This window comes from Deltaproteobacteria bacterium GWC2_65_14 (genome assembly GCA_001797615.1).
Taxonomy (GTDB): domain Bacteria; phylum Desulfobacterota; class Deferrimicrobia; order Deferrimicrobiales; family Deferrimicrobiaceae; genus GWC2-65-14.
In genome coordinates this window covers 18,576-42,014 of record MGPV01000003.1, presented here as the reverse complement: position 1 = coordinate 42,014, position 23,439 = coordinate 18,576, and the positions used below count along the sequence as shown (strand labels likewise).

The following is a 23,439-nucleotide window of genomic DNA, read 5'->3' as shown; positions in this document are numbered from 1 at the left end:
ACCCGATGGCCGGAAAGCCGGCAGACCCGGAGAGGCTGGTCGACGTGGGGAAGCTCCTGTCCGCCTACTTCACGGAGCGCCCCGATCCTTCCGCGCCGGAGCAGCGGGTCGCCTTCGGCACCTCCGGCCACCGCGGCTCCTCCTTCTCCCGCAGCTTCAACGAGGCGCACATCCTCGCGGTGACCCAGGCGATCTGCGAGTTCCGGGCGACGCGGGGGACCGCCGGGCCGCTGTTCCTCGGGATGGACACTCACGCCCTTTCCGGGCCGGCCTTCGAGACGGCGCTCGAGGTGCTGGCGGCCAACGGAGTCGAGGTGAGGATCGACCGGGAGGGGGGATACACGCCGACGCCGGCGATCTCCCACGCGATCCTCTCCCACAACCTGGGACGGAAGACGGGCCTGGCCGACGGGATCGTCGTGACCCCATCCCACAACCCGCCGGAGGACGGGGGGTTCAAGTACAACCCTCCGCACGGGGGACCGGCCGGCACCGGGGAGACCCGCTGGATCGAGCAGCGGGCGAACGAGTTGCTGGCGGAGGGACTGCGCGGGATCCGGCGGATCCCGCAGGCGAAGGCCCGTTCCGCCGGGACGACGCGAAGGCACGATTATGTCGGATCCTACGTGGCCGACCTGGGATCGGTCCTCGACCTGGAGGCGATCCGGGAGGCCGGACTTCGGATCGGCGTGGACCCCCTCGGGGGGGCGGGGGTGGGCTACTGGGCGCCGATCGCCGAGCGCTACCGGCTTTCGATCGAGGTGGTCAACGACAGGGTCGACCCGACCTTCCGGTTCATGACGCTGGACTGGGACGGGAAGATCCGGATGGACTGCTCCTCCCGGTACGCGATGGCGAACCTGATCCGCCTCAAGGACCGGTTCGACGTCGCCTTCGCGAACGACCCCGACACCGACCGGCACGGGATCGTCACGCCCGGCGCCGGGCTCCTGAATCCCAACCACTACCTCGCGGCGGCAGTCTTCCACCTCTTCTCCGGAAGGACGGGCTGGCCGAAGGAGGCCGCCGTCGGCAAGACGGTGGTGAGCAGCGGCATGATCGACCGGGTCGCCGCCGGCATGGGGAGGCGCCTGGTCGAGGTGCCGGTCGGCTTCAAGTGGTTCGTCGAGGGGCTTCTCGACGGGTCGTTCGGCTTCGGCGGAGAGGAGAGCGCCGGCGCCTCCTTTTTACGGAAGGACGGGACCGCCTGGACCACCGACAAGGACGGCATCCTCCTGAACCTCCTCGCGGCCGAGATGACGGCGGTCCGCGGCCGGGATCCCGGCGAGGTCTACCGGGAGCTGACCGGGCGCTACGGGGAGCCCGTCTACGAGCGGATCGACGCGCCGGCCACCAAGACGCAGAAGGAGATCCTCGCGAGGCTTTCCCCCGAACAGGTCGAGGCCACCGGGCTTGCCGGGGAGAGGATCCTGTCGATCCGGACCGATGCGCCCGGGAACGGGGCGCCGATCGGGGGCTTGAAGGTGGCGGCGGAAAACGGCTGGTTCGCCGCCCGTCCCTCGGGGACCGAGGATGTCTACAAGATCTACGCGGAGAGCTTCCGGGGAACGGAGCATCTGCGCCGGATCCAGGAGGAGGCGCAGGCGCTCGTCGACCGGGTGTTCGCGAAAGGATAGGTCAGCCCGAGATCCTCGCGTGGTAGTGCTGCAGACTCCTCACCGCACCGTGCCCCCTGCGCATCTCCGAGATCCCCTTGGCGGCGGCGATCGCGGCCGCCGTGGTGGTGATGTAGGGGACCTTGTACTTGATGGCCGCCTTCCGGATGTAGGAGTCGTCGTGGGCTCCGGTCTTCCCGACCGGCGTGTTGACGACCAGGTGGATCTCCCGGTTCTTGATGGCGTCGGTGATGTTCGGACGCCCCTCGTGCTCCTTCAGGATCGGCGCGGCGGCGATCCCGTGTTCGGCGAGATACTTCTGCGTCCCTTCGGTGGCGACGATGGAGAACCCCTCTTCGGCGAAGCGGCGGGCCGCCTCGAGCGCGCCCGGCCGGTCGCGCTCGGAGACCGTGATGAGGACCGTCCCCTCGAGCGGGAGGAGCTGGGAGGCGGCGACCTGCGCCTTGAAGAAGGCCTCCCCGTAGTTCTCCGCCATCCCGAGGACCTCGCCGGTGGAGCGCATCTCCGGTCCGAGGATCGGATCGACCTCCGGGAACATGTTGAAGGGGAACACCGCCTCCTTGACCCCGAAGTGGGGGACCGGGCGGCGCGCCAGGGAGAGGTCCGCCAGCGTTTTCCCGAGAATCACCTGGGTGGCGAGCCGCGCCATCGGGAGGTTGCAGACCTTGCTCACGATCGGGACCGTTCGGCTGGCCCGGGGGTTCGCCTCGAGGATGTAGACGATGTCGTCGGCGATGGCGTACTGGATGTTCATCAGCCCCACCACCCCCAGCTCCACCGCGATCTTCCGGGTGTACTCCTCGATCGTGTCGATGTGCCGGCGGGGGATGTTCACCGGGGGGATCACGCAGGCCGAGTCGCCGGAGTGGACCCCGGCCAGCTCGATATGCTCCATCACCGCCGGGACGAAGGCGTCGGTCCCGTCGGCGATGGCGTCCGCCTCCGCTTCGATGGCCTCCTCCAGGAACCGGTCGATCAGGATCGGGCGCTCCGGGGAGATCTCCACCGCCTTGGCCACATACTCCCGGAGCATCTCCTCGTCGTGCACCTTCTCCATGGCGCGCCCCCCGAGGACGTAGGAGGGGCGGACCATCAGCGGGTAGCCGATGGCGGCGGCGATGTCGACCGCCTCCTCGAGGGTGCTCGCCATTCCCGACTCCGGCTGGGGGATCCCCAGCTTCGCGATGATCCGCCGGAACCGGTCCCGGTCCTCGGCCAGGTCGATCGTCGACGGCGAGGTCCCCAGGATCCGAACCCCCGCCGCCTCCAGCTCCGCCGCGATGTTCAGCGGGGTCTGCCCGCCGAACTGGACGATCGCCCCGACCGGCTTCTCCTTCTCGTAGATCGCGAGCACGTCCTCGACGGTCAGCGGCTCGAAGTAGAGCTTGTCGGAGGTGTCGTAGTCGGTCGAAACGGTCTCCGGGTTGCAGTTGATCATGATCGACTCGTAGCCCGCCTCGCGGATGGCGAACGCGGCGTGGACGCAGCAGTAGTCGAACTCGATCCCCTGGCCGATCCGATTCGGTCCCCCCCCGAGGACGAGGACCTTGGGCCGTCCGCTCGTCTTCACCCGGTCGGGGGCGTTGTAGGTGGAGTAGTAGTAGGCGGCGTCCTCCACGCCGCTCACCGGCACCGCGTCCCACGCCTCGGCGAGGCCCAAAGCGATCCGTTTCCCGCGGACCGCCGCCTCGGACACCCCCAGGATCCGGGAGAGGTACCGGTCGGCGAAGCCGTCCTGCTTCGCCTGGACCAGGAGGTCGTCGGGGGGAAGACCCCCCTTGTGCGCCAGCAGACGCTCCTCGAGCAGCACCAGTTCCCGCATCTGCTCGATGAACCAGGGCTTGATGTGCGTCTTTTCGTAGAGGACCTGGGTCGTCGCCCCCTTGCGGAGCGCCTCGTACATGAGGAACTGCCGTTCGCTCGTCGGGTCGGAGAGGGCCTCCATCAGCTCCGGGAGCGTCCTCCGGTGAAAGTCCTTCGCGAAGCCCAGCCCGTAGCGGTCGATCTCCAGGGAGCGGATCGACTTCTGGAACGCCTCCTTGTAGGTCTTCCCGATGCTCATCACCTCGCCCACGGCCCGCATCTGGGTCCCGAGCCGGTCCTGCACCCCCTTGAACTTCTCGAAGGCCCACCGGGCGAACTTGACCACGACGTAGTCCCCGGAGGGGGTGTACTTCTCGAGCGTCCCGTCCCGCCAGTAGGGGATCTCGTCGAGCGTCAACCCGCAGGCGAGCAGAGACGAGACGAAGGCGATCGGGAAGCCGGTCGCCTTCGACGCGAGGGCCGAGGAGCGGGAGGTGCGCGGGTTGATCTCGATGACCACCACCCGCCCCGTCTTCGGGTCGTGGGCGAACTGGACGTTCGTCCCCCCGATCACCTCGATGGCGTCGACGATGTCGTAGGAGTGCTTCTGGAGCCGGTCCTGGAGCTTCGGGTCGATCGTCAGCATCGGGGCGGTGCAGAAGGAGTCTCCGGTGTGCACCCCCATCGCGTCCACGTTCTCGATGAAGCAGACGGTGATCTTCTGCCCCTTGGCGTCCCGGACCACCTCGAGCTCGAGCTCCTCCCAGCCCAGGACCGACTCCTCGACGAGCACCTGCCCGACGGGGCTCACGGAGAGCCCCCGGCTCACGATCGTCTGGAACTCCTCCAGGTTGTAGGCGAACCCTCCCCCCGTCCCCCCGAGGGTGTAGGCGGGACGGATCACGACGGGGAAGCCGATCCGCTGGACGACCCCCCTGGCCTCCTCGAGGCTGTGGGCGATGTCGCTGCGGGGCATGTCGAGTCCCAGCCGGGTCATCGTGTTCTTGAACTCCTGCCGGTCCTCGCCCCGCCGGATCGCGTCCACGTTTACCCCGATCACCTTCACCCCGTACTTCTCGAGGACACCCTCCCGGGCCAGCGCCGAGGAGAGGTTCAGGCCCGTCTGCCCGCCCAGGTTCGGCAGCAGCGCGTCGGGCCGCTCCTTCTCGATGATCTCGGTCAGCGACTCCACGTTCAGCGGCTCGATGTAGGTGACGTCCGCCATCGCCGGGTCGGTCATGATCGTGGCCGGGTTGGAGTTCACCAGGACGATCCGGTAGCCGAGCGTCTTGAGGGCCTTGCACGCCTGCGTGCCGGAATAGTCGAACTCGCACGCCTGCCCGATGATGATCGGTCCGGACCCGATGATCAGGATCTTGTCGATATCGTCTCGCCTTGGCATGGGCCCCCCGATGGTGGATTCGATTGCCGGAACCGTGCGGCAGAAACATCCCCTGCTAGTAAACATGAACGGATCCGGTTTGCCAAGATGTGGAACGACCTCTCTTCGGGATTCCCTTCCGGCCGGATCCGGTTTATGAGTATAGGTGCGGGCGGACGCGGCGACCGGGCACATGCGGAGGGCGGAGATGGACGCCGGAACGGCCTATCGGCGGGCGGCGGAGGCGATCGGGAGGTCGAAGGCGCTGGTCGTCGCCGCCGGCGCCGGGATGGGGGTCGATTCCGGGCTCCCCGACTTCCGGGGGGAGAAGGGGTTCTGGAACGCCTATCCGATGTACGAGCGGCTCGGAATCTCCTTCGTGGGGGCCGCCAACCCGAGGAACTTCCACGGCGACCCGGCCTTCGGCTGGGGCTTCTACGGCCACCGGACGAACCTCTACCGCGACACGCGGCCGCACGAGGGGTTCCGGATCCTCGCCCGCTGGATCGAGCGGTTCGGCCTGGCGCATTTCGTCGTCACCTCGAACGTGGACGGCCAGTTCCAGAAGGCGGGATTCCGGGAGGAGGAGATTCTCGAGGTCCACGGCTCGATCCACCACCTCCAATGCCTTTCCCCCTGCTCCGGCGCGATCTGGCCGAACCGGGAGGAGATCCCGGTCGATCACGACACCATGCGGGCCCTGTCGATCCCGCGCTGCGTCCGCTGCGGCGGTGTGGCCCGCCCCAACGTCCTCATGTTCGGCGACTTCTCCTGGGTCGGCGACCGCACCGCGGATCAGGAGAGCCTCTTCGGGGAATTTCTCGGGGAGATCCGGGGGCGCGCGACGGTGGTCGTCGAACTGGGGGCCGGCACGGCGATCCCGACGATCCGGAGGCTGAGCGAGCGGCTGGGGGAGAGGAGCGGCGTGACCGTCGTCCGGATCAATCCCCGGGAGCCCTGGATCGACGAGCCGCACCTGTCGATCCCCGAGGCGGCACTGGCGGCGCTGCGCGCGATCGACGCGTCGCTGGAACCGGGGTGATCCGGTCCCGGTTGCGGAGTTTCCGGTTCAGCGCTTTCCGCACCACTTCCGGGCGTTCAGGAACATGGTGAGCCACGGAGAGATCTTAAGGTTTTTCTTCCATTCCTCTGGCATAAACCCCCATTGCCACGTAAGAAATGTCCGCTCCGGGTGGGGCATTATCGCCAGGTGCCGGCCGTCGGGGGAGCAGAGCGCGGCGATCCCGTTCGCCGCCCCGTTCGGGTTGAAGGGATACTCCGTCGTCACCTTCCCCCGGTCGTCGACGTAGCGGACCGGGGCGAGCGACTGCGCCTCCACCTTCGAGAGGATCGACCGCTTCGGGAAGAAGGCCCTCCCTTCTCCGTGCGCCACCCAGATCCCCAGCGTGGAGCCGGCCATCCCCTGGAGCAGGATGGAGGGGCTTTCGAGGATCCGTACCGTGGAGAAGCGCGACTCGAACCGCCCGGACCGGTTCCGGATGAAGCGGGGCTGGTGCCGGTCCCCGATCCCCTGCCAGGGGACCCACCCCAGCAGCGCCATCAGCTGGCAGCCGTTGCACACCCCCAGGGAGAAGGTGTCGGGCCGTTCGTAGAAACGCCGGAACTGCTCCTGAATGCTCCGGTTGAACCGGATCACCCCGGCCCATCCCTTGGCGGAGTCGAGGACGTCGGCGTAGCTGAAGCCCCCGACGAAGGCCGCGCCGCGGAAGCGGGAAAGGTCGACCGTCCCCTCGAGGAAGTCGGTCATCGTCACGTCCCAGACCTCGAACCCGGCCTGGTGGAAGGCCGACGACATCTCCCGGTCGCTGTTGCTTCCCTCCTCCCGGATCACCGCCACCGCCGGCTTGTCCTTCCTCCGCAGCAGGGCGGGGGAGGGGGGGCGCGGGTCGAAGGCGAGTTTGTAGGACGGCCCCTTCCGGTCGTAGCTGTTGCGCTTCTCCGCCCGTGCGCATTTCGGGTCCGCCTGCAGGCGCTCCAGCCGGTGGCTGGTCTCCTCCCAGGTCTCCCGCAGGACCCGCATGTCCTCGTTCAGAACGGTCCGGTTCGCAAACCGGATCCGAATCCGCTTCGCCGTCGTCGTCCCGCCGAGGATCCGGAAGTGGACCTTCGTCTTTTTCAACTGCGAGAGGACGGCCCGCTCGTCCCCGGGGAGGTACTCGATCACCAGCCCCGGCTCCTCGGAGAAGAGGGAGGGGATCGCCCCGCGCCCCTCCACGGAAACCGAGAGCCCGCAGTTCCCGGCGAACGCCATCTCGAGCAGCGTCGTGACCAGCCCGCCGTCGCTTCGGTCGTGCCCGGAGAGGACGAGCCCTTTCCCGATCAGCCGCTGGATCGCATCGAACGCCCGCTTCAGGAGCTTCGGGTCGTCCAGGTCGGGCGGCTCGATCCCGACCTGCCCGTACACCTGGGCCAGCGCCGACCCGCCGAGCCGGTCCCGCCCCCCTCCGAGGTCGATGAGGAGCAGCCGGCTTTTCCCCGGCCGCTTGATGTCGGGGGTGGCCACCTTCGTGATGTCGGGGCAGGGGGCGTAGGCCGAGATCACCAGCGTCCCGGGCGACTTGACCGTCTCGGCCGCGGTCCCGGAGCCCACTCTTGCCGCCATCGAGAGGCTGTCCTTCCCCCCGTCGATCGCGATCCCCAGGTCGATCAGGACTTCCCGCAGGGCAACGGCCGCGTCGTAGAGCTTCGCCCCCTCCCCGGGAAGCTTCGCCGCCCACATCCAGTTCCCGGAGCACTTCACGTCCTCGAGCCGGCGGATCTTCGCCCAGACCAGGTTCGTCACCGCCTCGGCCACGGTGATCCGGGCCATCGCGGCCGGGTCGATCAGCGTCTTCAGCGGTTGCTCGCCGATCGAGATCGCCGCGCCGGTCTTCCCGAAGTGGCTCTGGGCGATCACGGCGACGTCCGACACGGTCAGCTGCAGCGGCCCCGCGCACTGCTGCCGGGCGACCAGCCCGGTGACGCTGCGGTCGACCTTGTTCGTCAGGAACCGCTTCGAACCGACCGAGAGCAGCCGCAGCACCCGGTCGAGCGCCTGCCGGACCGTCAGCCCCCGCGGAAGCCGAAGCGGCGCAAGGACGGGAGGGATCCGGTCGAGCCGGAACTTCTTCTGCGGCATGTCGCCCAGGACCTTCTCCAGGTCGAGGTCGACCGGCGTGCTCCCGTCGTTCTCGTCGTGCAGCACGATCCGCCCGTCCCCGGTGATCTTCCCGATGTAGGCGCAGGGGACCTTCTCCCTGCGGCAGACCGCCGTGAAGAGCGGGGCGCTTTCGGGCCGGATCAGCAGCGCGTTCTGCTCCTGGTACTCGGCCCCCCACAGCTCGAGCACGGAGAGGGTGTCGTCCCCGCTCTGGATCTTCCGGACCTCGATCCGGGCGCCCGCCGGGTAGACGATCTCCTTGACGACGTTGCAGTTCCCGCCGGCCCCCTGGTCGTGGATGCTGACGATCGGGTTCCCGTCCCCCATCTCGACGCAGGCGCGCAGGACCCGGTTCACCTTCTGCTCCATCTCGGCGTCGCCCCGCTGGACGGCGTTGAAATCGAGGTCCGCGACATTCTCCCCCTGGATCATGCTGGAGGCAGCCCCGCCTCCCATCCCGATCCGGTAGGCGGGCCCGCCGATCTTCGTGACGAGCATCTCCGGCTCCGGCAGCCCCTTGTCCACGTGCCGGGCGTCCATCTGCCCGATCCCGCCGGTGAACATGATCGGCTTGATCCACTCCCTCCGCTCCCCGCCGGGAAGCCGCATCCCGAACGACCGGGTGAAACCCTGGATCACCGGCTCGCCGAACTTGTTCCCGTAGTCGGAGGCGCCGTTGGAGGCCTCGATCTCGATCGCCAGGGGCGACGCGAGGTTGTCCGGGTAGGCGAACGTATCGTCCTCCCAGGGGAGGCGGTAGCCGGGGATCCGCAGGTTCCCGACGCAGTAGGCGGCGGTGCCGGCGACGACCAGCCCCCCGCGTCCCGTCGCCTGGACGTCCCGGATCCGCCCCCCGGTGCCGGTCTCCGCCCCGGGGAAGGGGGCGACCCCGCTCGGGAAGTTGTGGGTCTCCGCCGTGAAGATCAGGTGGTAGGTCGGGCCGGCCTCCAGGAACCGGGAGCAGCGCCCCGGCTCCTCCGGGAGGATCGTCCGGATCCGGTACCCCCGGATCGCGCTCGAGTTGTCCTTGAAGGCGATCAGGCTGTTTCCCGGGTTCGCCCTGAGCGGATCCTTCACGATCCGGAACAGCGTTTCCGGGATCCGCTTCCCGTCCACCTCCAGTTTCCCCCGGAAGAACCAGTGGCGGGAGTGCTCGCTGTTCGACTGCGAGAGGTCGAAGCACTCGACGTCGGTCGGGTTTCTCCGGAGATCCTTCACGAAGAGGTCGTGGTAGTAGTCGACGTCCCAGGCGTCCAGCCCCAGCCCCAGTTCGGTGTTGATCCTCTGCAGCGCCGGGATCCCCTCCTCGATGAGCGGGACGACGCGGAAGGGTTCCGGGCGGATCCCCGTCTCGAAGGTGGAGAGCGGTTTTGGATAGGGGCACTCGGTCATCCGGTCGTGGACTTCGGACAAAAACCTCGCCGCCCGGTCATTCCCGATCTTCCGGCCCGCGATCAGCCGGTACCGTCTCGACCGCTCGATCCTCCGGATCTTCCCCAACCCACAGGCGTGGCAGACCGAGACCGCGTTCGCGGACCAGGCCGTGGTGAAGTTCATCCGCGGGCCCGCTTCGAGGACCTGCTTTCCGGCGAGAAAACTTCCGGGTGCGAACCGGTCCGCCTCGAAGGTCTCGGCCAGGAGCCACCGGAGCGTTTCGATCTCCGCGTCGGTCAGCGGCTCCGAGGTCTCGACGTTGAAGCAGTGCTCCGATTCGATCCCCCGGAGGTGGGGGGAGACGTGCTTCCGGACGAATGCCAGAAGGTCGGACCGCTTCGTCCCGGAGAGGGCGGGGCTTCTGTGGAAATGGAGCAGCTTCATCGGGTGTCGTGAGAGACATCGCAATCATATCCGGGAAATCGGAAAAGCTCAAGCGGCGCCTCGGCGGTTTCCCGGTCCGGATATAATGGACGGAACGGAGTGGCTTGCGAAGGAGGCGTCGATGGAGGCGTTCGACAGGCGGACAGCTTCCGCCATCCTTCTCCTGCTTTTCGCCGCGTCGGAGTCCTTCGCGGGCGAGCCGGTTCACCAGGATCTTCGGCTGACCCTGTCTCCGGAGCGTCACGCCGTTTCGGCGGTGGACACGGTGACCTTTCCGCAAGGGTTTTCGGCCGGGGAAGGGGGGATCCGGTTCGCGCTCCATGGGGGACTGGCGCCCAGGCCGCTGACTCCGGGGTCGCGCATCGAAAAGACGGACGGCCCGGCGGGGGATCCCCCGGTCGAGACCTACCGGATGTTCCTGCCGCCCGGGACAAGGACCGTCTCCCTGGAGTACGGGGGCGCGATCGACCATCCGCTCCGGCAGGTGGGCGAGGAGCATGCCCGCGGCCAGAAGGAAACCCCCGGGGCGATCGGGCCGGAGGGGGTCTATCTCACGGGGGGCTCCGGCTGGTACCCCCGGTTCCCGGGAAAGCCGCTGCTCACCTTCCGGGTCGAGGTCCGCCTTCCCGCGGGCTGGGGCGCCGTGAGCCAGGGGGAGCGGGAGATCCGGGAGACGGGCGATGATGGTGTCCGCGTCGCCTGGGAGTCCCGGGTCCCCCAGGAAGAGATCACCCTCATGGCCGGGCGGTATACAGAATACCTGCACGACGCCGGCAAGGCGAAGGCGATGGTCTTTCTCCGGGAGAGGGACGACGCGCTGGCTGCGCGCTACCTCGACGCCACGGCCCGATACCTGGCGCTCTACGAGGAACTGATCGGCCCGTATCCCTTCCCGAAGTTCGCCCTGGTGGAGAACTTCTGGGAGACCGGCTACGGGATGCCCGAGTTCACCCTCCTCGGGCCGGCCGTCCTGCGGCTTCCCTTCATCGTGGACACCTCCTATCCGCACGAGATCCTCCACAGCTGGTGGGGGAACGGGGTCTACATCGACTACGGGAGCGGGAACTGGGGCGAGGGGCTGACCGCGTACCTTTCCGACCATCTCATGAAGGAGCGGCAGGGGGCCGGTGCGGAGTACCGTCAGACCACCCTCCAGAAGTATGCCGACTACGTCCTCGCGGGGCGCGACCTGCCGCTCACGGAGTTCCGATCCCGGCACGGGTCGGTCACCGAGGCGGTGGGGTACGGAAAGACCCTCATGCTCTTCCACATGCTCCGGCAGTCGCTGGGGGACGAGACCTTCCGGAAGGGGCTGCGGACCCTCTACCGGGATCACCGGTTCCGGACGGCGGGTTTCGCAGAGGTCCGCAAGAGCTTTGAAGAGGCCGCCGGACAGGATCTTGCGGACCGGTTCGACCCGTGGGTCGCCCGCGCCGGGGCGCCCCGGATCGCCGTCCGGTCGGCCCGCGCGGAGCCGGAGGGCGCCTCCTTCCGCCTGCGGGCGAGCCTGGAGCAGCTCCAGGAGGGGGAGCCGTTCCCGGTCCGCGTGCCGCTGGCCGTGACGCTGGAGGGCAGGGAGGCCGCCTGGGAGACCGCGGTGGAGATGACGGGGAAAGAGGCGCGGATCGATCTCCTCCTGCCGGCCCGGCCGCTCCGGCTGGACGTGGACCCGGGGTTCGACCTCTTCCGGAGGCTTTCCCGCGGCGAGATCCCGCCGGCGCTCACCCAGGCGTTCGGCGCCGAGCAAGTCCTCATTCTCCTTCCCTCCGGGGCGGACGAGGTGTGGCTGGACCGCTGGAGGAAGCTGGCCAAGACGCTCTCCGGGGCCGGCCCGGGAAGGGTCGAGATCGGCCTCGACGCGGATGTTTCCGCGCTGCCCGCCGACCGGTCGGTCTGGCTTTTCGGGCGGGAGAACCGGTTCCTCCCCCGGCTGACCGAGGGGCTTGTGTCCTACGATTCGAGGATCGGGGAGGATTCGGTGCTCCTGGAGGAGAAGGAGTTCAACCGGAAGGGGCATGCCTTCACCCTCGCGGTCCGCCATCCCGACAACCCGGAGCTGGCGTTGCTGTGGATCGGGGCCGACGACATCGAGGCGCTGGCCGGGCTGGGCCGGAAGCTTCCCCACTACCACAAGTACAGCTACCTGGCCTTCGAGGGGAAGGAACCGGCCAACGTGGCGAAAGGCCGCTGGGCCGTCTCCGACTCCCCGATGACGCTTCATCTTCCGCGGGAGGATGGCTCCGTCTCGCGCGTCCCGATGGCCGCCCTGGCGCCGAGGAAGGCGCTGGTCGAGGCGCCCGATCCGCCTGTGAGGGAGAGGACCGCTCCGGGCGGTCCGGGAGGGAGGCGTTGAGCGGGTACGCGTACCGGGAGGTTCCGAGGGTCGGCAAGCGGCTCTTCCGGCTGGGGCTCTCCGGCACCTACGACCTGGGGGAAGCGGGGTGCCGCCAGGCGCTCGAGCGGGTCCAGTATGTCTTCTGGAGCCCGAGGATGAAGACGCTCACCCCGGCGCTGCGCGACGCGCTGGCCCGCGATCGGGAGCGGTACGCGGTCTCCGCCGGGCCCTTCCTCGGATATTTCCCCGGCGCCGTCCGCCGTGCCGCCGAGAACGCGCTTCGGACACTGGGCGTCGACTCGCTGGACGTCCTCCAGCTCTACTGGCTGGGGAAGATGTCCGCTTTCACCGGGGCGGTGCAGGAGGAGATGTGCCGGCTGCGCGAGGAGGGGAAGGCCCGGGCCCTGGGGGTCTCCATCCACGACCGGCCGCGGGCCGGGCGCCTTGCCGCCGACTCGATCCTCGATCTGCTCATGATCCGCTACAACGCCGTCCACCCGGGGGCGGAGAGGGAGATCTTTCCGCACCTGGCCAAACGCCGCCCGGCGGTGGTTGCCTACACCGCGACCGCCTGGCGCAAGCTGCTGCGTCCCCCCCGCGGGTGGAAGGGGAGGGTTCCTTCCGCCGCCGAGTGCTACCGATTCTGTCTTTCCAGCCCGCACGTGGACGTCGTCCTCTCCGCGCCGCGCACCGTGGACGAGATGCGGGAGAACCTCGCGGCGGTCGACGCGGGGCCCCTTTCCGGAGAGGAGATGGCCTTCCTGCGGGAGTTCGGCCGCGCCGCGCACGGCTAGCCCGCCGCTTGCGCGGCCCCTGAGCACCCTTCCTGTCCGGGGGAAAAGGAACCGGCCGGACGGGGCGAACCCCGGCCGGCCGGTGGAAGGAACGGCCTCCGCAGGCACGGGGAGGCCAAGGGAAACGGGTTCCTACTTCAGCGAGGCGACCAGCCCCTTGACGGCGGCGACCGACTTGTCCATCATCGCCTGCTCGTCCTTGTCCAGCTGGAACTCGATGATCCTCTCCACGCCCTTGGCGCCCAGCACCGCCGGCACGCCGACGAAGTAGCCCTTCACGCCGAACTCGCCGTTGAGGAAGACGCAGGAGGCGAGCACCCGCTTCTGGTCCTTGAGGATCGACTCGACCATCGCGATGGTCGAGGAGGCGGGGGAGTAGAAGGCGGAGCCGGTCTTGAGAAGCGCGACCACCTCGCCGCCCGCCTTCCGGGTCCGGTTCACCATCGCCTCCATGACCTCTTTCGCCTTGGCGGCGTTTCCGTACTTCTTCTCCAGCAGCTCCATGACCGGGATCCCGCAGACGCTCGCGTAGCGGACCAGCGGGACCATGTCGTCCCCGTGGCCTCCCAGCGTCAGGGCGACCACGTCGCGGACCGACACGCCCAGCTCCCAGGCGATGAAGGTGCGGAAGCGGGCCGAGTCGAGCACGCCGGCCTGCCCGATCACCCGGTCGTAGGGGAACCCGGTGATCTTCTGGCAAAGGGTGACCATGGCGTCGAGCGGGTTCGAGATGACGATCACGAACGATTTCGGGGCATGCTTCTTGATCCCCTCGGCGACCGTGCTCATGATCTTCGAGTTCACCTCGGTCAGGTCGTCCCGGCTCATGCCCGGCTTGCGGGGGAGCCCCGCGGTGACGATGACGACGTCCGAGCCCTCGATGTCCGCGTAGTTGTTGGTCCCCTTCAGGGAGATGTCGAACCCGTCGACCGGGGAGGCCTCGGCGATGTCGAGGCATTTCCCCTGGGGCATCCCTTCGACGATGTCGAACAGCACGACGTCGCCCAGCTCGCGCTGGGCGCACAGTTGGGCAAGCACTCCGCCGATCTGACCACCACCGATGATCGCGATTTTCTTCCTGGCCACGGTATCCTCCTTGACTGGATGTGTATACAGCATACAGAAAGCGGAAAAACTATACCACTCCTCTCACCGGATGGGAATAGCGGATGAGGCCCGTTTCCTCTGCCTGGCCCGGATCCGGAACCGGAAGAAGTCGTACCCCCCCCGGTGGTTCGGCGGCCGGCCCGCATCTCCGGCAGGTTCCCGGGGAAAAAAGGGTTGACACGGTAATTCAGATAAGTAAGATATATCAGTGTAATCAGAAAAAGCTAATAATTGAGAGCTGGCTGACGCAGGCGGGAAGGGGGAGTTCGATGAAGGAAACCCGGCGGAAGGACGATTCCTGCTACTCGACGGGCGGGATCGGGGGATGCAAGGTCGAATCGCTGGTGTCGGTGGACGACCGGGGGCAGTTGGTCCTGCCCAAGGAGATCCGCGACCGGACCGGCATCAAGGGAGGCGACAAGCTGGCGGTCGTCACCTGGGAGAAGGAGGGAAAGGTCTGCTGCCTCACCCTGATCCGGGTCGAGGAGCTGACCGGGATGGTGAAAAACCTGCTCGGACCGCTGATGGGCGACGTCCTGGGCAACCGATAGGGGAGGAGCGGACGATGGGACCTGGAGAGATCCGGAAGACGGTGCGGGAACGGTATGCGGGGATCGCGCGGCGGGAGGGTCCCTGCTGCGGAGCGGAAGCGGACGGCCTCGAACAGGAGCTGGCCGAATCGGTGAGCCGGAGGATCGGCTATTCGGAGGAGGAGATGGAATCGGTGCCCGAGGGGTCGAACCTCGGGCTGGGGTGCGGCAACCCGACGGCGCTGGCCTCCATGAGGCGCGGGGAGACGGTCCTCGACCTGGGGTCGGGCGCCGGGTTCGACTGCTTTCTCGCGTCGAAGGAGGTGGGCCCGGAGGGCCGGGTGATCGGCGTCGACATGACCCCCGAGATGGTCGAGAAGGCTCGGGAGAACGCCCGGCGCGGGGGGTACGGAAACGTCGAGTTCCGGCTCGGCGAGATCGAGAATCTCCCGCTCCCCGACGCCTCGGTCGACCTGGTGATCTCCAACTGCGTGGTCAACCTGTCCACGGACAAGCAAAGGGTCTTCGAGGAGGCGTTGCGGGTCCTGCGGCCGGGGGGGAGGCTGTTGATCTCCGACCTGGTCCTGGAGCGGCCGCTGCCGGACGCGGTCCGGGAATCGGTTTCGGCCTATGTCGGCTGCGTCGCCGGAGCCCTCCCGAAGGAGGAGTATCTCGAGGCGCTCCGCTCTGCCGGCTTCCGGGAGGTGGGGATCGCGCAGGAAAGCCGGTTCCCCGTCTCCTGCTTCGCGACCGATCCGCTGGTGAAGGGGCTGATCGAGGAGGCCTCCCTCCCGCCGGGCGCGATCGAGGCGCTGGAGGGGACGGTGGCCAGCATCGAGGTCCGGGGCCTGAAACAGGAGGAAACATGCTTGCGGGAGGAGGATGCCATGGAGCTCTCGACATCCGGACGAAGGAGCTGATCGCCATCGGGGCGGCGGTGGCGGCGCACTGCCAGCCCTGCCTGAAGTTCCACCTCGACAAGAGCCGGGAAGAGGGGATCGGCCCGGGGGAGATCGCGGAGGCGGTCGAGGTCGTAATCGTAATCCACGAGATCTACGGGCTCACCGACTGGATCCGGGCCGTGGCCGACCGGCTGGCTGCCGACGGGTTCATCGCGATTGCGCCGGACCTTCTCTCCGGCATGGGCCCCGGAGGCGGGGGGACCGACAAGTTCGCAAGCCGCGACGGCGCGAACCTGGCCGCCTCCAGGCAGGGCTGGCCCGCCACGATCGGGCACCTCCGGAAATACCTGGAATAGGAGTCCGCCCCCTCCATGAGAAAAGAGGACTCCTTCCGGGACTTCGTGCTCGACCAGCTGCGCTCCCTCGAGGGGATCACCTGCCGGGCCATGTTCGGCGGATCGGGAGAAGTACCGAAGCCGCGGGATGGTCCCCTTCGCCCCGAGCGAAACGCAGGTCCTGAAGAACTATTACGAAGTCCCGGAGGAGATCCTCGAGGACGGGGAGGATCTTACCTCCTGGGCGCGGGAGGCGTCGGCACGCAAGGGGAAGAAGAAGGCGCCGGCCGGGAAAAAGAGATGAACGCTCCCCTGTCCCGACGACTGTTTCCGGACATGGCGAAGACTTCGCTTGCGTATCCCGGAGAGAAGTGGTACGCTGCCTCCAGATCAAATACTCACGAGACACAATCCTCTCCTCAAGGGACATTTCGAAGAGGCGGGCCCACCGCAATGGCAGGGCGCTCAAAGCTTCTCCTGAAACTTCACCATGCGGAAAGATCGGACGGGGCAACAGCCCGCTCCCATTGTGCTTGGTGAAAAACGACAGGAGAAGAAAAAAGCATGGCAGAACAGACCACGTCCAAGGAAAGAAACCCGTTTGAAGGGTTCGGGCTCCGTCCCGAGCTCCTCCGCGCCGTCGCGGAGAAGCACTACACCACCCCGACCCCCATCCAGGAGAAGGCGATCCCCTTCGTGCTCGAGGGGAAGGACCTCATCGGCTGCGCCCAGACCGGCACCGGGAAGACGGCCGCCTTCGCCCTCCCGATCCTGCACCGCCTCCTGGGGACACCCCGGAACGGGAACGGGCGGCGGCCCATCCGCGTCCTCGTGCTGACGCCGACCCGGGAGCTGGCCTCCCAGATCGCCGAGAACTTCGACGAGTACGGCAGGCACACGGGCCTGAAGACAGCCATCGTGTTCGGCGGCGTCAGCCAGCACCCGCAGGCGCAGGCCCTCCAGCGGGGGATCGACATCCTCGTGGCCACGCCCGGACGGCTGCTCGACCTCATGTCGCAGGGGCTTGTCAACCTGCGGACCGTCGAGACCTTCGTCCTGGACGAGGCCGACCGGATGCTCGACATGGGCTTCATCCACGACATTCGGCGGATCATCGACCGGTTGCCCGTGAAGCGGCAGACCCTCTTCTTCTCGGCGACGATGCCGATGGAGATTCGAGGGCTCGCCGACACCATCCTTCGCAACCCGGTCCGTGTGGCCGTGACCCCCGTGGCGACTCCGGCCGAGGCCGTGGCGCACCAGGTCCACTACGTGGAGAAACCGGAGAAGATCGAGCTGCTCAAGCACCTCCTGGAGGGGTCTTCCGTCAGGAACGCGCTGGTCTTCACACGCACGAAGCACGGCGCCGACGGGGTCACCCGGCAGCTTGTCCGTCACAAGGTGATGGCCGAGGCGATCCACGGCAACAAGTCGCAGAACGCCCGCGAGAAGGCGCTGGGGCGCTTCAAGCGGGGCCAGACGAGGGTGCTCGTGGCGACGGACATCGCCGCCCGGGGCCTCGACATCGTCGACCTGTCCCACGTGATCAACTTCGACCTTCCCAACGAGCCGGAAAGCTACGTTCACCGGATCGGCCGCACGGGCCGGGCCGGCGCCTCCGGCATCGCCCTGTCCTTCTGCTCCTTCGATGAGCGCCCCTTCCTCGCCGGGATCGAGCGGCTCATCCGCAGGCACCTTCCGGTGGCGGAGGTCCATCCGTTCCGGTCCGACCGCAATCCCGGTCCGCCGACCGACCTCGACCCGAGGCGGGCGAACGGCGTGCCGGTACTGTCCATGACCCGCGCCGAAGAGCTGTTCCGGCCGGGCCGCATGGATGCCTTCCCCGGCCGTTCCGACGGCCGGCCGGGCCGGTCGCGACGCGAGTCCAAGTGGAGCGCCGGGTCCGGAAACGGCAAGCAGGGCAACCGCGGCGCGGAGCGCCGCGGTCACGCGCGATAGGAATCCCCGCATGAATTTAACCGTCCGCATCCAAAGAGATCCCGAGAATCGTGCTCATGACCTCTTTTGCGGCCCTACCGCTTTACAAGGAGGTTTTATGGGCAAGAAACTGTACGTCGGCAATCTTCCCTTTTCCGCAACGGAGGATTCGCTGAAAGAGGCGTTTTCGCGTTTCGGAACGGTGGAATCGGTGAACATCATCACGGACCGGGACACGGGCCATAGCAAAGGGTTCGGCTTCATCGAGCTCTCGAGCAATCAGGAGGCGGCCGAGGCGATCGCCAAGATGAACACCGCCGAAATGGACGGGCGGACGCTCAAGGTGTCCGAGGCCCTTCCCCAGGCGCCCCGCGATGGAGGGGGAGCGCGGGGAGGCTATGGCGGCGGCGGCCGCGGCGGCGGCGGATACCGCCGGTAACCGTCCGTCCCCGTAACGTTAAATGTCTTCGGGGGCCATGGGTCCTTCATGGCCCCCGGACGACCCTCCCCTATGCGATATCAGCATCCGCCGCATCCGGACAAACGCGCGCATGATGGCGATATTGACATGGACCGCGCCCGGGCTTCTGTAAGGTCACAATTTGTGGCCTTAAAGATTCGGCCTCATCCCGTGAGAGTTGGAACATGAAATCCTCCGGGAATCGTTCTGCGATCCGTTTGACAGCCTGATGGAAGACCTTTGTAGGCACGCCGTACAGTTCCGCAAGATCAGCGTCCAGCATGACACGGTGCCCCCGAATGGTGAAAATCCGCCGGGAGATATCTTCAGCCCGAAGTGGTGGTTTTGAAGTCACAGATTGTGACTTCAAGTCATCGCTCATGCCGTATGGATACTCAAATCCTGTGCCAAATTCGCGACAGCGACTGCCGCATCCCTCTGCCAGGATGATATGGTGATACCGATATGGTAAGCAAAACCCTCTACATGCGGGGCCTTCAGTGCCACAAGTCGCTCTGGCTGGACCGCAGGCAGCCGGAGGTGCGCACCGCGCCCACGCCCGATCTTGTCGCCCGGTGGGAGGCCGGCACCGAGGTCGGCGTATACGCCCAGCTGCTCTTTCCCGGCGGGGTGGAGATCCCCTTCGACGGCCAGACCAAGGTGCAGCAGCTCGCCCAGACCAAAGACCTGCTCGCCAAGGGCGCGCAGACGATCTACGAGGCGACCTTCTCCCACGAGGGGGTCTTCGTCCGCGCCGACATCCTCCGCAAGGCCCGCGACGGCTGGGAGCTCTACGAGGTAAAAAGCGCCGCCGACGTCAAGCCGCACTTCTCCGAAGACGTGGCCATCCAGTATTTCGTACTTACCGGGTGCGGCATCGACCTGCGCCGCGCCTTCCTTGTCCACATCGACACCGGGTACGTCCGAAGGGGAGAGATCGATCCGCAAGCGCTGTTCGCCATGCAGGACCTGACCGGCATCGCCCAGGAGTTGCAGGCCGCCATCCCCGGAGAACTCGCCCGCATGCGCAAGGTCCTGGCCGCCGGACTCCCCGCGATCGACATCGGCCCGCACTGCACCGACCCCTACGAGTGCGACTTCATCGACCATTGCTGGCGGCACATCCCCGAGAACTCGATCTTTGATCTTTCGGGCAGGGGAGTCGACAAGTGGGAGCTCTACCGGAAGGGGATCGTGCGGATGGACGACGTCCCGCTCGAGCGATTCAACAGCGCCCAGCGGATGCAGGCCGAGTTCCACCGCAACCAGGGCGAGCACGCGGACCCGGACGCGATCCGGGAGTTCCTGGAGGGGCTTCGCTTTCCCGTGTGCTTCCTCGACTTCGAAACCTTCGACTCCGCCATCCCCCCCTTCGACGGCACCCGGCCCTACCAGCAGATCCCGTTCCTCTATTCCGTCCACCGGCAGGGTTCCCCGGGCGGCCCCGTAACCCACACAGAGTTCCTGGCGCCCCCGGGCAAGGACCCGCGCGACGAGCTGACCGAACGCCTGCTCGCCGCCATCCCGGAAGGAGCTTGCGTCCTCGCCTACAACAAGACGTTCGAGACCCGGGTGCTCAAGGACCTGGCCGAGCGGTTCCCCGCGCACAGGGAGCGACTGCTCGCGATCGCAGAGGGGATGCTCGATCTCATGGTCCCGTTCCGCCGCCGGGAGATCTACCACTGGCGGATGTGCGGCTCCTACTCCCTGAAAAACGTCCTGCCGGTCCTGGTGCCGGAGCTCACCTACGAGGGGATGGCGATCCAGGAGGGCAAGGAGGCCTCCCTGGCCTACCTCGCCTTGGAAAAGAACGAAAGCGACAAGGAATTCAGGAAGGCGGAGAAGGACCTGTGCGCCTACTGCCGGCAGGACACGCTCGGTATGGTGAAGCTCCTGGAGAAGATGCGGGAGTTGGCGAAGTGATCCCACCGTTCCACGACACCCCGCCCGACCGGGTGACGGTGGAGGTCGCCCTCCACAACGAGATGGACCTCCGCCAGCACCTCGCCCGCTGGATTCCGTACTTCCGGGTTCTTGAACCGGACCGGTATCGTGAGTACGTGGCCCGGGTGGCGGGGGAGTGCGCGATACCGACCCTGACGGTCCATATGGTGGAAAATACGAGGATATAATGGAACCACGGGATACGGTTATTCCAGCTTCAACGCAATCGCCGACTCCCTGCGGGTTCCATGCGATATTACGCCGGGAGGATGAAGGGAGGAGCGTACATGGCCGTCCAGGGGAACAGCCCGGCGCCGGAGTTCGAGTTGTCAGGGGTCGTGGGGAAGAAGTTCCGGAAGGTCAAGCTGTCCGACTACAGGGGGAAATGGGTCGTCCTGTTTTTCTACCCGCTGGACTTCACCCCCATCTGACACCGATTTCACGAAGAGCAGGTTTCGAAAGAGTACGGGGTCCTGCTGGAGAGGCTCGGGGCCGCGCTGCGGGGGACGTTCCTCATCGGTCCGGACGGCCTCGTCCGGGCGTACATCGTTCAGGACTTGACCGTGGGAAGGAGCGTCGAAGAGATTCTGCGGCTCGTTTCCGCGCTCAGAACCGGGGAGCTGTGCCCCGTCGGCTGGCGCCCCGGGGAACCGTTTTTGCCGCCGATCCCGAAAAACACCGGGAAATGAATGATAGAGACCTTATTCCGGAAGGTCGGATTCCAGGCGTTCGGTCAGCGTAAAGAAGTGATGCCCCATGATGGCCAATGTGACCGCCAACCCCAAATGTCTCCGGGTGCGGAATAACGTACTTCCGAGGAACTTCCAATAGGTTTTCCGGTATCGCGCGAAGATCCCCTGCCGGATGAACGAGTGGATCAGGGCGAAGTAGTCCGATGATATATGGCGAATTTTCGGCGAGGGTCCAAGCCGGGAGAGCAATGCCCGGGCGCGCTCGAAGTACTCTGTTGGGCTATAGATGGATGACATCACGTCCCGATATCCCGCGAGGAGGGTATCCGGGTCCATCCGCGGGATGAAATTCAGCAGGGCCGCCGTGTTGTCGCCCATGCTCTGCCGCAGGATCCGGCCCTCTTCGGACAGGCGGCGCCACAGCCGCGTGTTGGGCAACGCCGTCAGAAGGCCCACCATGGAAACGGGGATGGCCGCCTCCCGGATGAAGGCGATCATCTTCTCGAAGATTTCCGGGGGGTCCTGATCGAATCCCAGGATGAAGCCGCCCATGACCTCCATGCCGTGCTCCTGGATGCGGTGCACGCTTGCGAGCAGATCGGAATTTGCGTTGTGGTGCTTGCCCGCCGCAAGGTGGCACTCCCTGACCGGGGTTTCGATGCCGACGAATACCTTGACGAAGCGGGCCGCCCGCATCAGGGAGAGGAGTTCCTCGTCCTCCGCCATGTTGATCGAGGCCTGTGTGAACAGGGAAAAGGGATTCCGACGGCGGCACATCCAGTCGGCCAGCCGGGGAAGCAGCGCCTTGATGGCCTTTTTGTTCCCGACGAAATTGTCGTCGACGATGAACACGGAGCCCCGCCAGCCGGAAGAGTACAACTGGTCGAATTCCGCGAGGACCTGCTCCGCCGTCTTGGTGCGCTGTGTCCGTCCGAACAGCTCGATGATGTCGCAGAACTCGCAGGAGAAGGGACAGCCGCGCGAATATTGGACCGGCATGGCGCTGTACCGCCGCATCTTCGCGAGGGCAAACTCGGGGGGCGGAAGCCGTGTCACGTCCGTCCAGTGGGGTGCCTTGTACCAACGCTTCCCTTGGTCCGTCTCCAGGTCGCGGACCACTTCTTCGATCACTCCCTCGGCTTCGCCCTGGACGACGTGGTCCGCATCCCGGTAGGCGGGATGCTCTCCACTCGTGATCGGTCCCCCCAAGACGGTTCTCAGCCCCACCGATCGGCAACGGGCGATCAGATCCGAAAGGAAGGGAGCCTGGACCAGCATGGCGCTTAGGAATGCCACGTCGGCCCAGGCCAGATCCTTGTCGCGTAGTTTTTCAACGTTCAGGTCGACCAGTTTTCGTTCCCAGCGCGGCGGCAGCAGTGCGGAAACCGTGAGAAGCCCCAGGGGGGGATAGGCGGAACGCTTTCCCAGGAAGGGCAGGGCGTGACGGAAGCTCCAAAACGTATCGGGAAATTCCGGATAAAGAAGCAGGACCTTCATCGGTACACCAGCAGGGAACGAAGAAAACGCTGTTGCCTATTCTGTTTCGATCTCTTCGCTATGGTAAATGATTCAAACGATCAATACAATCAAGGCGCAGATTATTCAGGTCTTGGATGCAGGGAAAACCAAGAGATGCCTGAAGGATGACAAATGAGTACCTCGATGATCGTCTCGCTAGCCATGGGTTTTCTGGGGTGCGATCATCGGGCTTGCCATCGTGGCGGGAAGATCATGGGTCAACCTGCTCCTGATCCCCGTCGGCATCACCGTGGTGCTGCTGATCCTGGCCGCACTTCATTCGGCCATGGAGGCCTTCCGGGTGTCCATCCTCTTCCCCTTCTTCTTTCTCGTGTACTTCCTGGGCTCGTACATCTCCTTCGTGATCCGGGGAAAAAGGAAAAACCGGTGATGGGGATGATGGTTCGGAAGGCCTACGGAGTCTCGAGCTTGTAGCCCACTCCGTACAGGGAATGGATCCATTCCTCGCCCGGGGCGGCGGACGCGATCTTCCTGCGCAGCTTTTTCACGTGGCTGTCGATCGTGCGGTCGCTGACGACACGCCGGTCGGGGTAGATCCGGTCCATCAGGCGGCTTCGGGAAAAGATGCGGCCCGGGTTCTCCGCCAGGATGTGGAGCAGCTGGAACTCGATGGCGGTCAGATCCAGCGCCCTGCCGTGGAGCGTCGCCTGGAAACGGTCCTGGTCGAGCGACAGCCCGCCCCCGGCGGGGGACGGTTGTTTGCCCGCACGGCGCAGCACCGCCTTGACGCGCGCGACGACCTCACGGGGGCTGAACGGCTTGCAGATGTAGTCGTCGGCTCCCAGCTCCAGCCCGAGCAGCCGGTCGATCTCCTCGACCCGCGCCGTCACCATGAGGATCGGGATGGCGGAGAAGGAGCGGATCTCCTTGCAGATCTCCATCCCGTCCTTGCCCGGCAGCATCAGGTCGAGCAGGACCAGGTCGGGGGCCTGCTTCCGGACCCAGGGGACGGCTTCCAGGCCGTTCCCCAGGCAGTGCGGCTCGTATCCGGCCTGTTCGAGGTAATCCCGCAGCAGGTCGGCCAGCTTCGGCTCGTCCTCGACCACCAGGATTTTCTTCGGCAT

At 66.5% G+C, this 23,439-nt stretch carries 17 protein-coding genes; 12 read left to right on the top strand and 5 right to left on the bottom strand.

The features are described from left to right. Positions 1-5 precede the first annotated feature (5 nt). A complete protein-coding gene (locus A2X88_10225; GenBank protein OGP35846.1) occupies positions 6-1,637 on the top strand; it encodes a phosphoglucomutase, alpha-D-glucose phosphate-specific in 1,632 nt (543 codons plus the stop codon). A 1-nt stretch (position 1,638) separates the two neighbouring features. Here A2X88_10225 and A2X88_10220 read toward each other — a convergent pair whose 3' ends face one another. Next, on the bottom strand, positions 1,639-4,842 hold the full coding sequence (locus tag A2X88_10220; protein ID OGP35825.1) for a carbamoyl phosphate synthase large subunit: 3,204 nt from the start codon (positions 4,840-4,842) through the stop codon (positions 1,639-1,641). A 187-nt stretch (positions 4,843-5,029) separates the two neighbouring features. Here A2X88_10220 and A2X88_10215 point away from each other — a divergent pair, with 187 nt between their 5' ends. After that, positions 5,030-5,863, top strand: a complete 834-nt coding sequence (locus A2X88_10215) for an NAD-dependent deacetylase (protein ID OGP35845.1) — start codon at positions 5,030-5,032, stop codon at positions 5,861-5,863. 27 nt (positions 5,864-5,890) lie between these two features. Here the strand turns inward: A2X88_10215 and A2X88_10210 are convergent, their stop codons facing one another. Further along, complete coding sequence (locus A2X88_10210; protein OGP35824.1) at positions 5,891-9,799, bottom strand: phosphoribosylformylglycinamidine synthase; 3,909 nt, start codon at positions 9,797-9,799, stop codon at positions 5,891-5,893. Between the two features lie 85 nt (positions 9,800-9,884). Here A2X88_10210 and A2X88_10205 point away from each other — a divergent pair, with 85 nt between their 5' ends. Beyond that, positions 9,885-12,152, top strand: a complete 2,268-nt coding sequence (locus A2X88_10205; GenBank protein ID OGP35823.1) for a hypothetical protein — start codon at positions 9,885-9,887, stop codon at positions 12,150-12,152. Then, a complete protein-coding gene (locus tag A2X88_10200; protein OGP35822.1) occupies positions 12,149-12,928 on the top strand; it encodes a hypothetical protein in 780 nt (259 codons plus the stop codon). Before A2X88_10205 ends, A2X88_10200 begins: the two co-directional genes overlap by 4 nt. A gap of 132 nt (positions 12,929-13,060) precedes the next feature. On the opposite strand, the gene A2X88_10195 is transcribed toward A2X88_10200, so the two are convergent. Next, positions 13,061-14,014: a malate dehydrogenase gene (locus tag A2X88_10195; GenBank protein OGP35821.1), complete on the bottom strand. Its 954-nt coding sequence runs from the start codon at positions 14,012-14,014 to the stop codon at positions 13,061-13,063. Between the two features lie 290 nt (positions 14,015-14,304). Here A2X88_10195 and A2X88_10190 point away from each other — a divergent pair, with 290 nt between their 5' ends. From A2X88_10190 to A2X88_10160, 7 genes are all read left to right on the top strand, one after another. After that, on the top strand, positions 14,305-14,586 hold the full coding sequence (locus A2X88_10190; protein ID OGP35820.1) for an AbrB family transcriptional regulator: 282 nt from the start codon (positions 14,305-14,307) through the stop codon (positions 14,584-14,586). A gap of 14 nt (positions 14,587-14,600) precedes the next feature. Further along, the gene (locus A2X88_10185) at positions 14,601-15,485 is read left to right on the top strand and encodes an arsenite S-adenosylmethyltransferase (GenBank protein ID OGP35819.1); all 885 of its coding nucleotides are present in this window, start codon (positions 14,601-14,603) and stop codon (positions 15,483-15,485) included. Further along, the gene (locus A2X88_10180; protein ID OGP35818.1) at positions 15,431-15,823 is read left to right on the top strand and encodes a hypothetical protein; all 393 of its coding nucleotides are present in this window, start codon (positions 15,431-15,433) and stop codon (positions 15,821-15,823) included. The genes A2X88_10185 and A2X88_10180 overlap by 55 nt, the downstream gene beginning before the upstream one ends. 543 nt (positions 15,824-16,366) lie before the next feature. After that, positions 16,367-17,761, top strand: coding sequence for a DEAD/DEAH box helicase (locus A2X88_10175; GenBank protein ID OGP35817.1), 1,395 nt, complete (start codon positions 16,367-16,369; stop codon positions 17,759-17,761). Between the two features lie 97 nt (positions 17,762-17,858). Beyond that, on the top strand, positions 17,859-18,179 hold the full coding sequence (locus tag A2X88_10170; protein OGP35816.1) for an RNA-binding protein: 321 nt from the start codon (positions 17,859-17,861) through the stop codon (positions 18,177-18,179). 486 nt (positions 18,180-18,665) lie between these two features. Next, positions 18,666-20,123, top strand: coding sequence for a hypothetical protein (locus A2X88_10165; GenBank protein ID OGP35815.1), 1,458 nt, complete (start codon positions 18,666-18,668; stop codon positions 20,121-20,123). Then, positions 20,120-20,332: a hypothetical protein gene (locus A2X88_10160; protein OGP35814.1), complete on the top strand. Its 213-nt coding sequence runs from the start codon at positions 20,120-20,122 to the stop codon at positions 20,330-20,332. The genes A2X88_10165 and A2X88_10160 overlap by 4 nt, the downstream gene beginning before the upstream one ends. A 513-nt stretch (positions 20,333-20,845) precedes the next feature. Here A2X88_10160 and A2X88_10155 read toward each other — a convergent pair. Beyond that, positions 20,846-22,333, bottom strand: coding sequence for a hypothetical protein (locus A2X88_10155; GenBank protein OGP35813.1), 1,488 nt, complete (start codon positions 22,331-22,333; stop codon positions 20,846-20,848). A gap of 220 nt (positions 22,334-22,553) precedes the next feature. On the opposite strand from A2X88_10155, the gene A2X88_10150 reads away from it, so the two are divergent. Further along, positions 22,554-22,745: a hypothetical protein gene (locus A2X88_10150; protein OGP35812.1), complete on the top strand. Its 192-nt coding sequence runs from the start codon at positions 22,554-22,556 to the stop codon at positions 22,743-22,745. Between the two features lie 22 nt (positions 22,746-22,767). Here A2X88_10150 and A2X88_10145 read toward each other — a convergent pair whose 3' ends face one another. Then, on the bottom strand, positions 22,768-23,439 hold the full coding sequence (locus A2X88_10145; GenBank protein ID OGP35811.1) for a two-component system response regulator BaeR: 672 nt from the start codon (positions 23,437-23,439) through the stop codon (positions 22,768-22,770).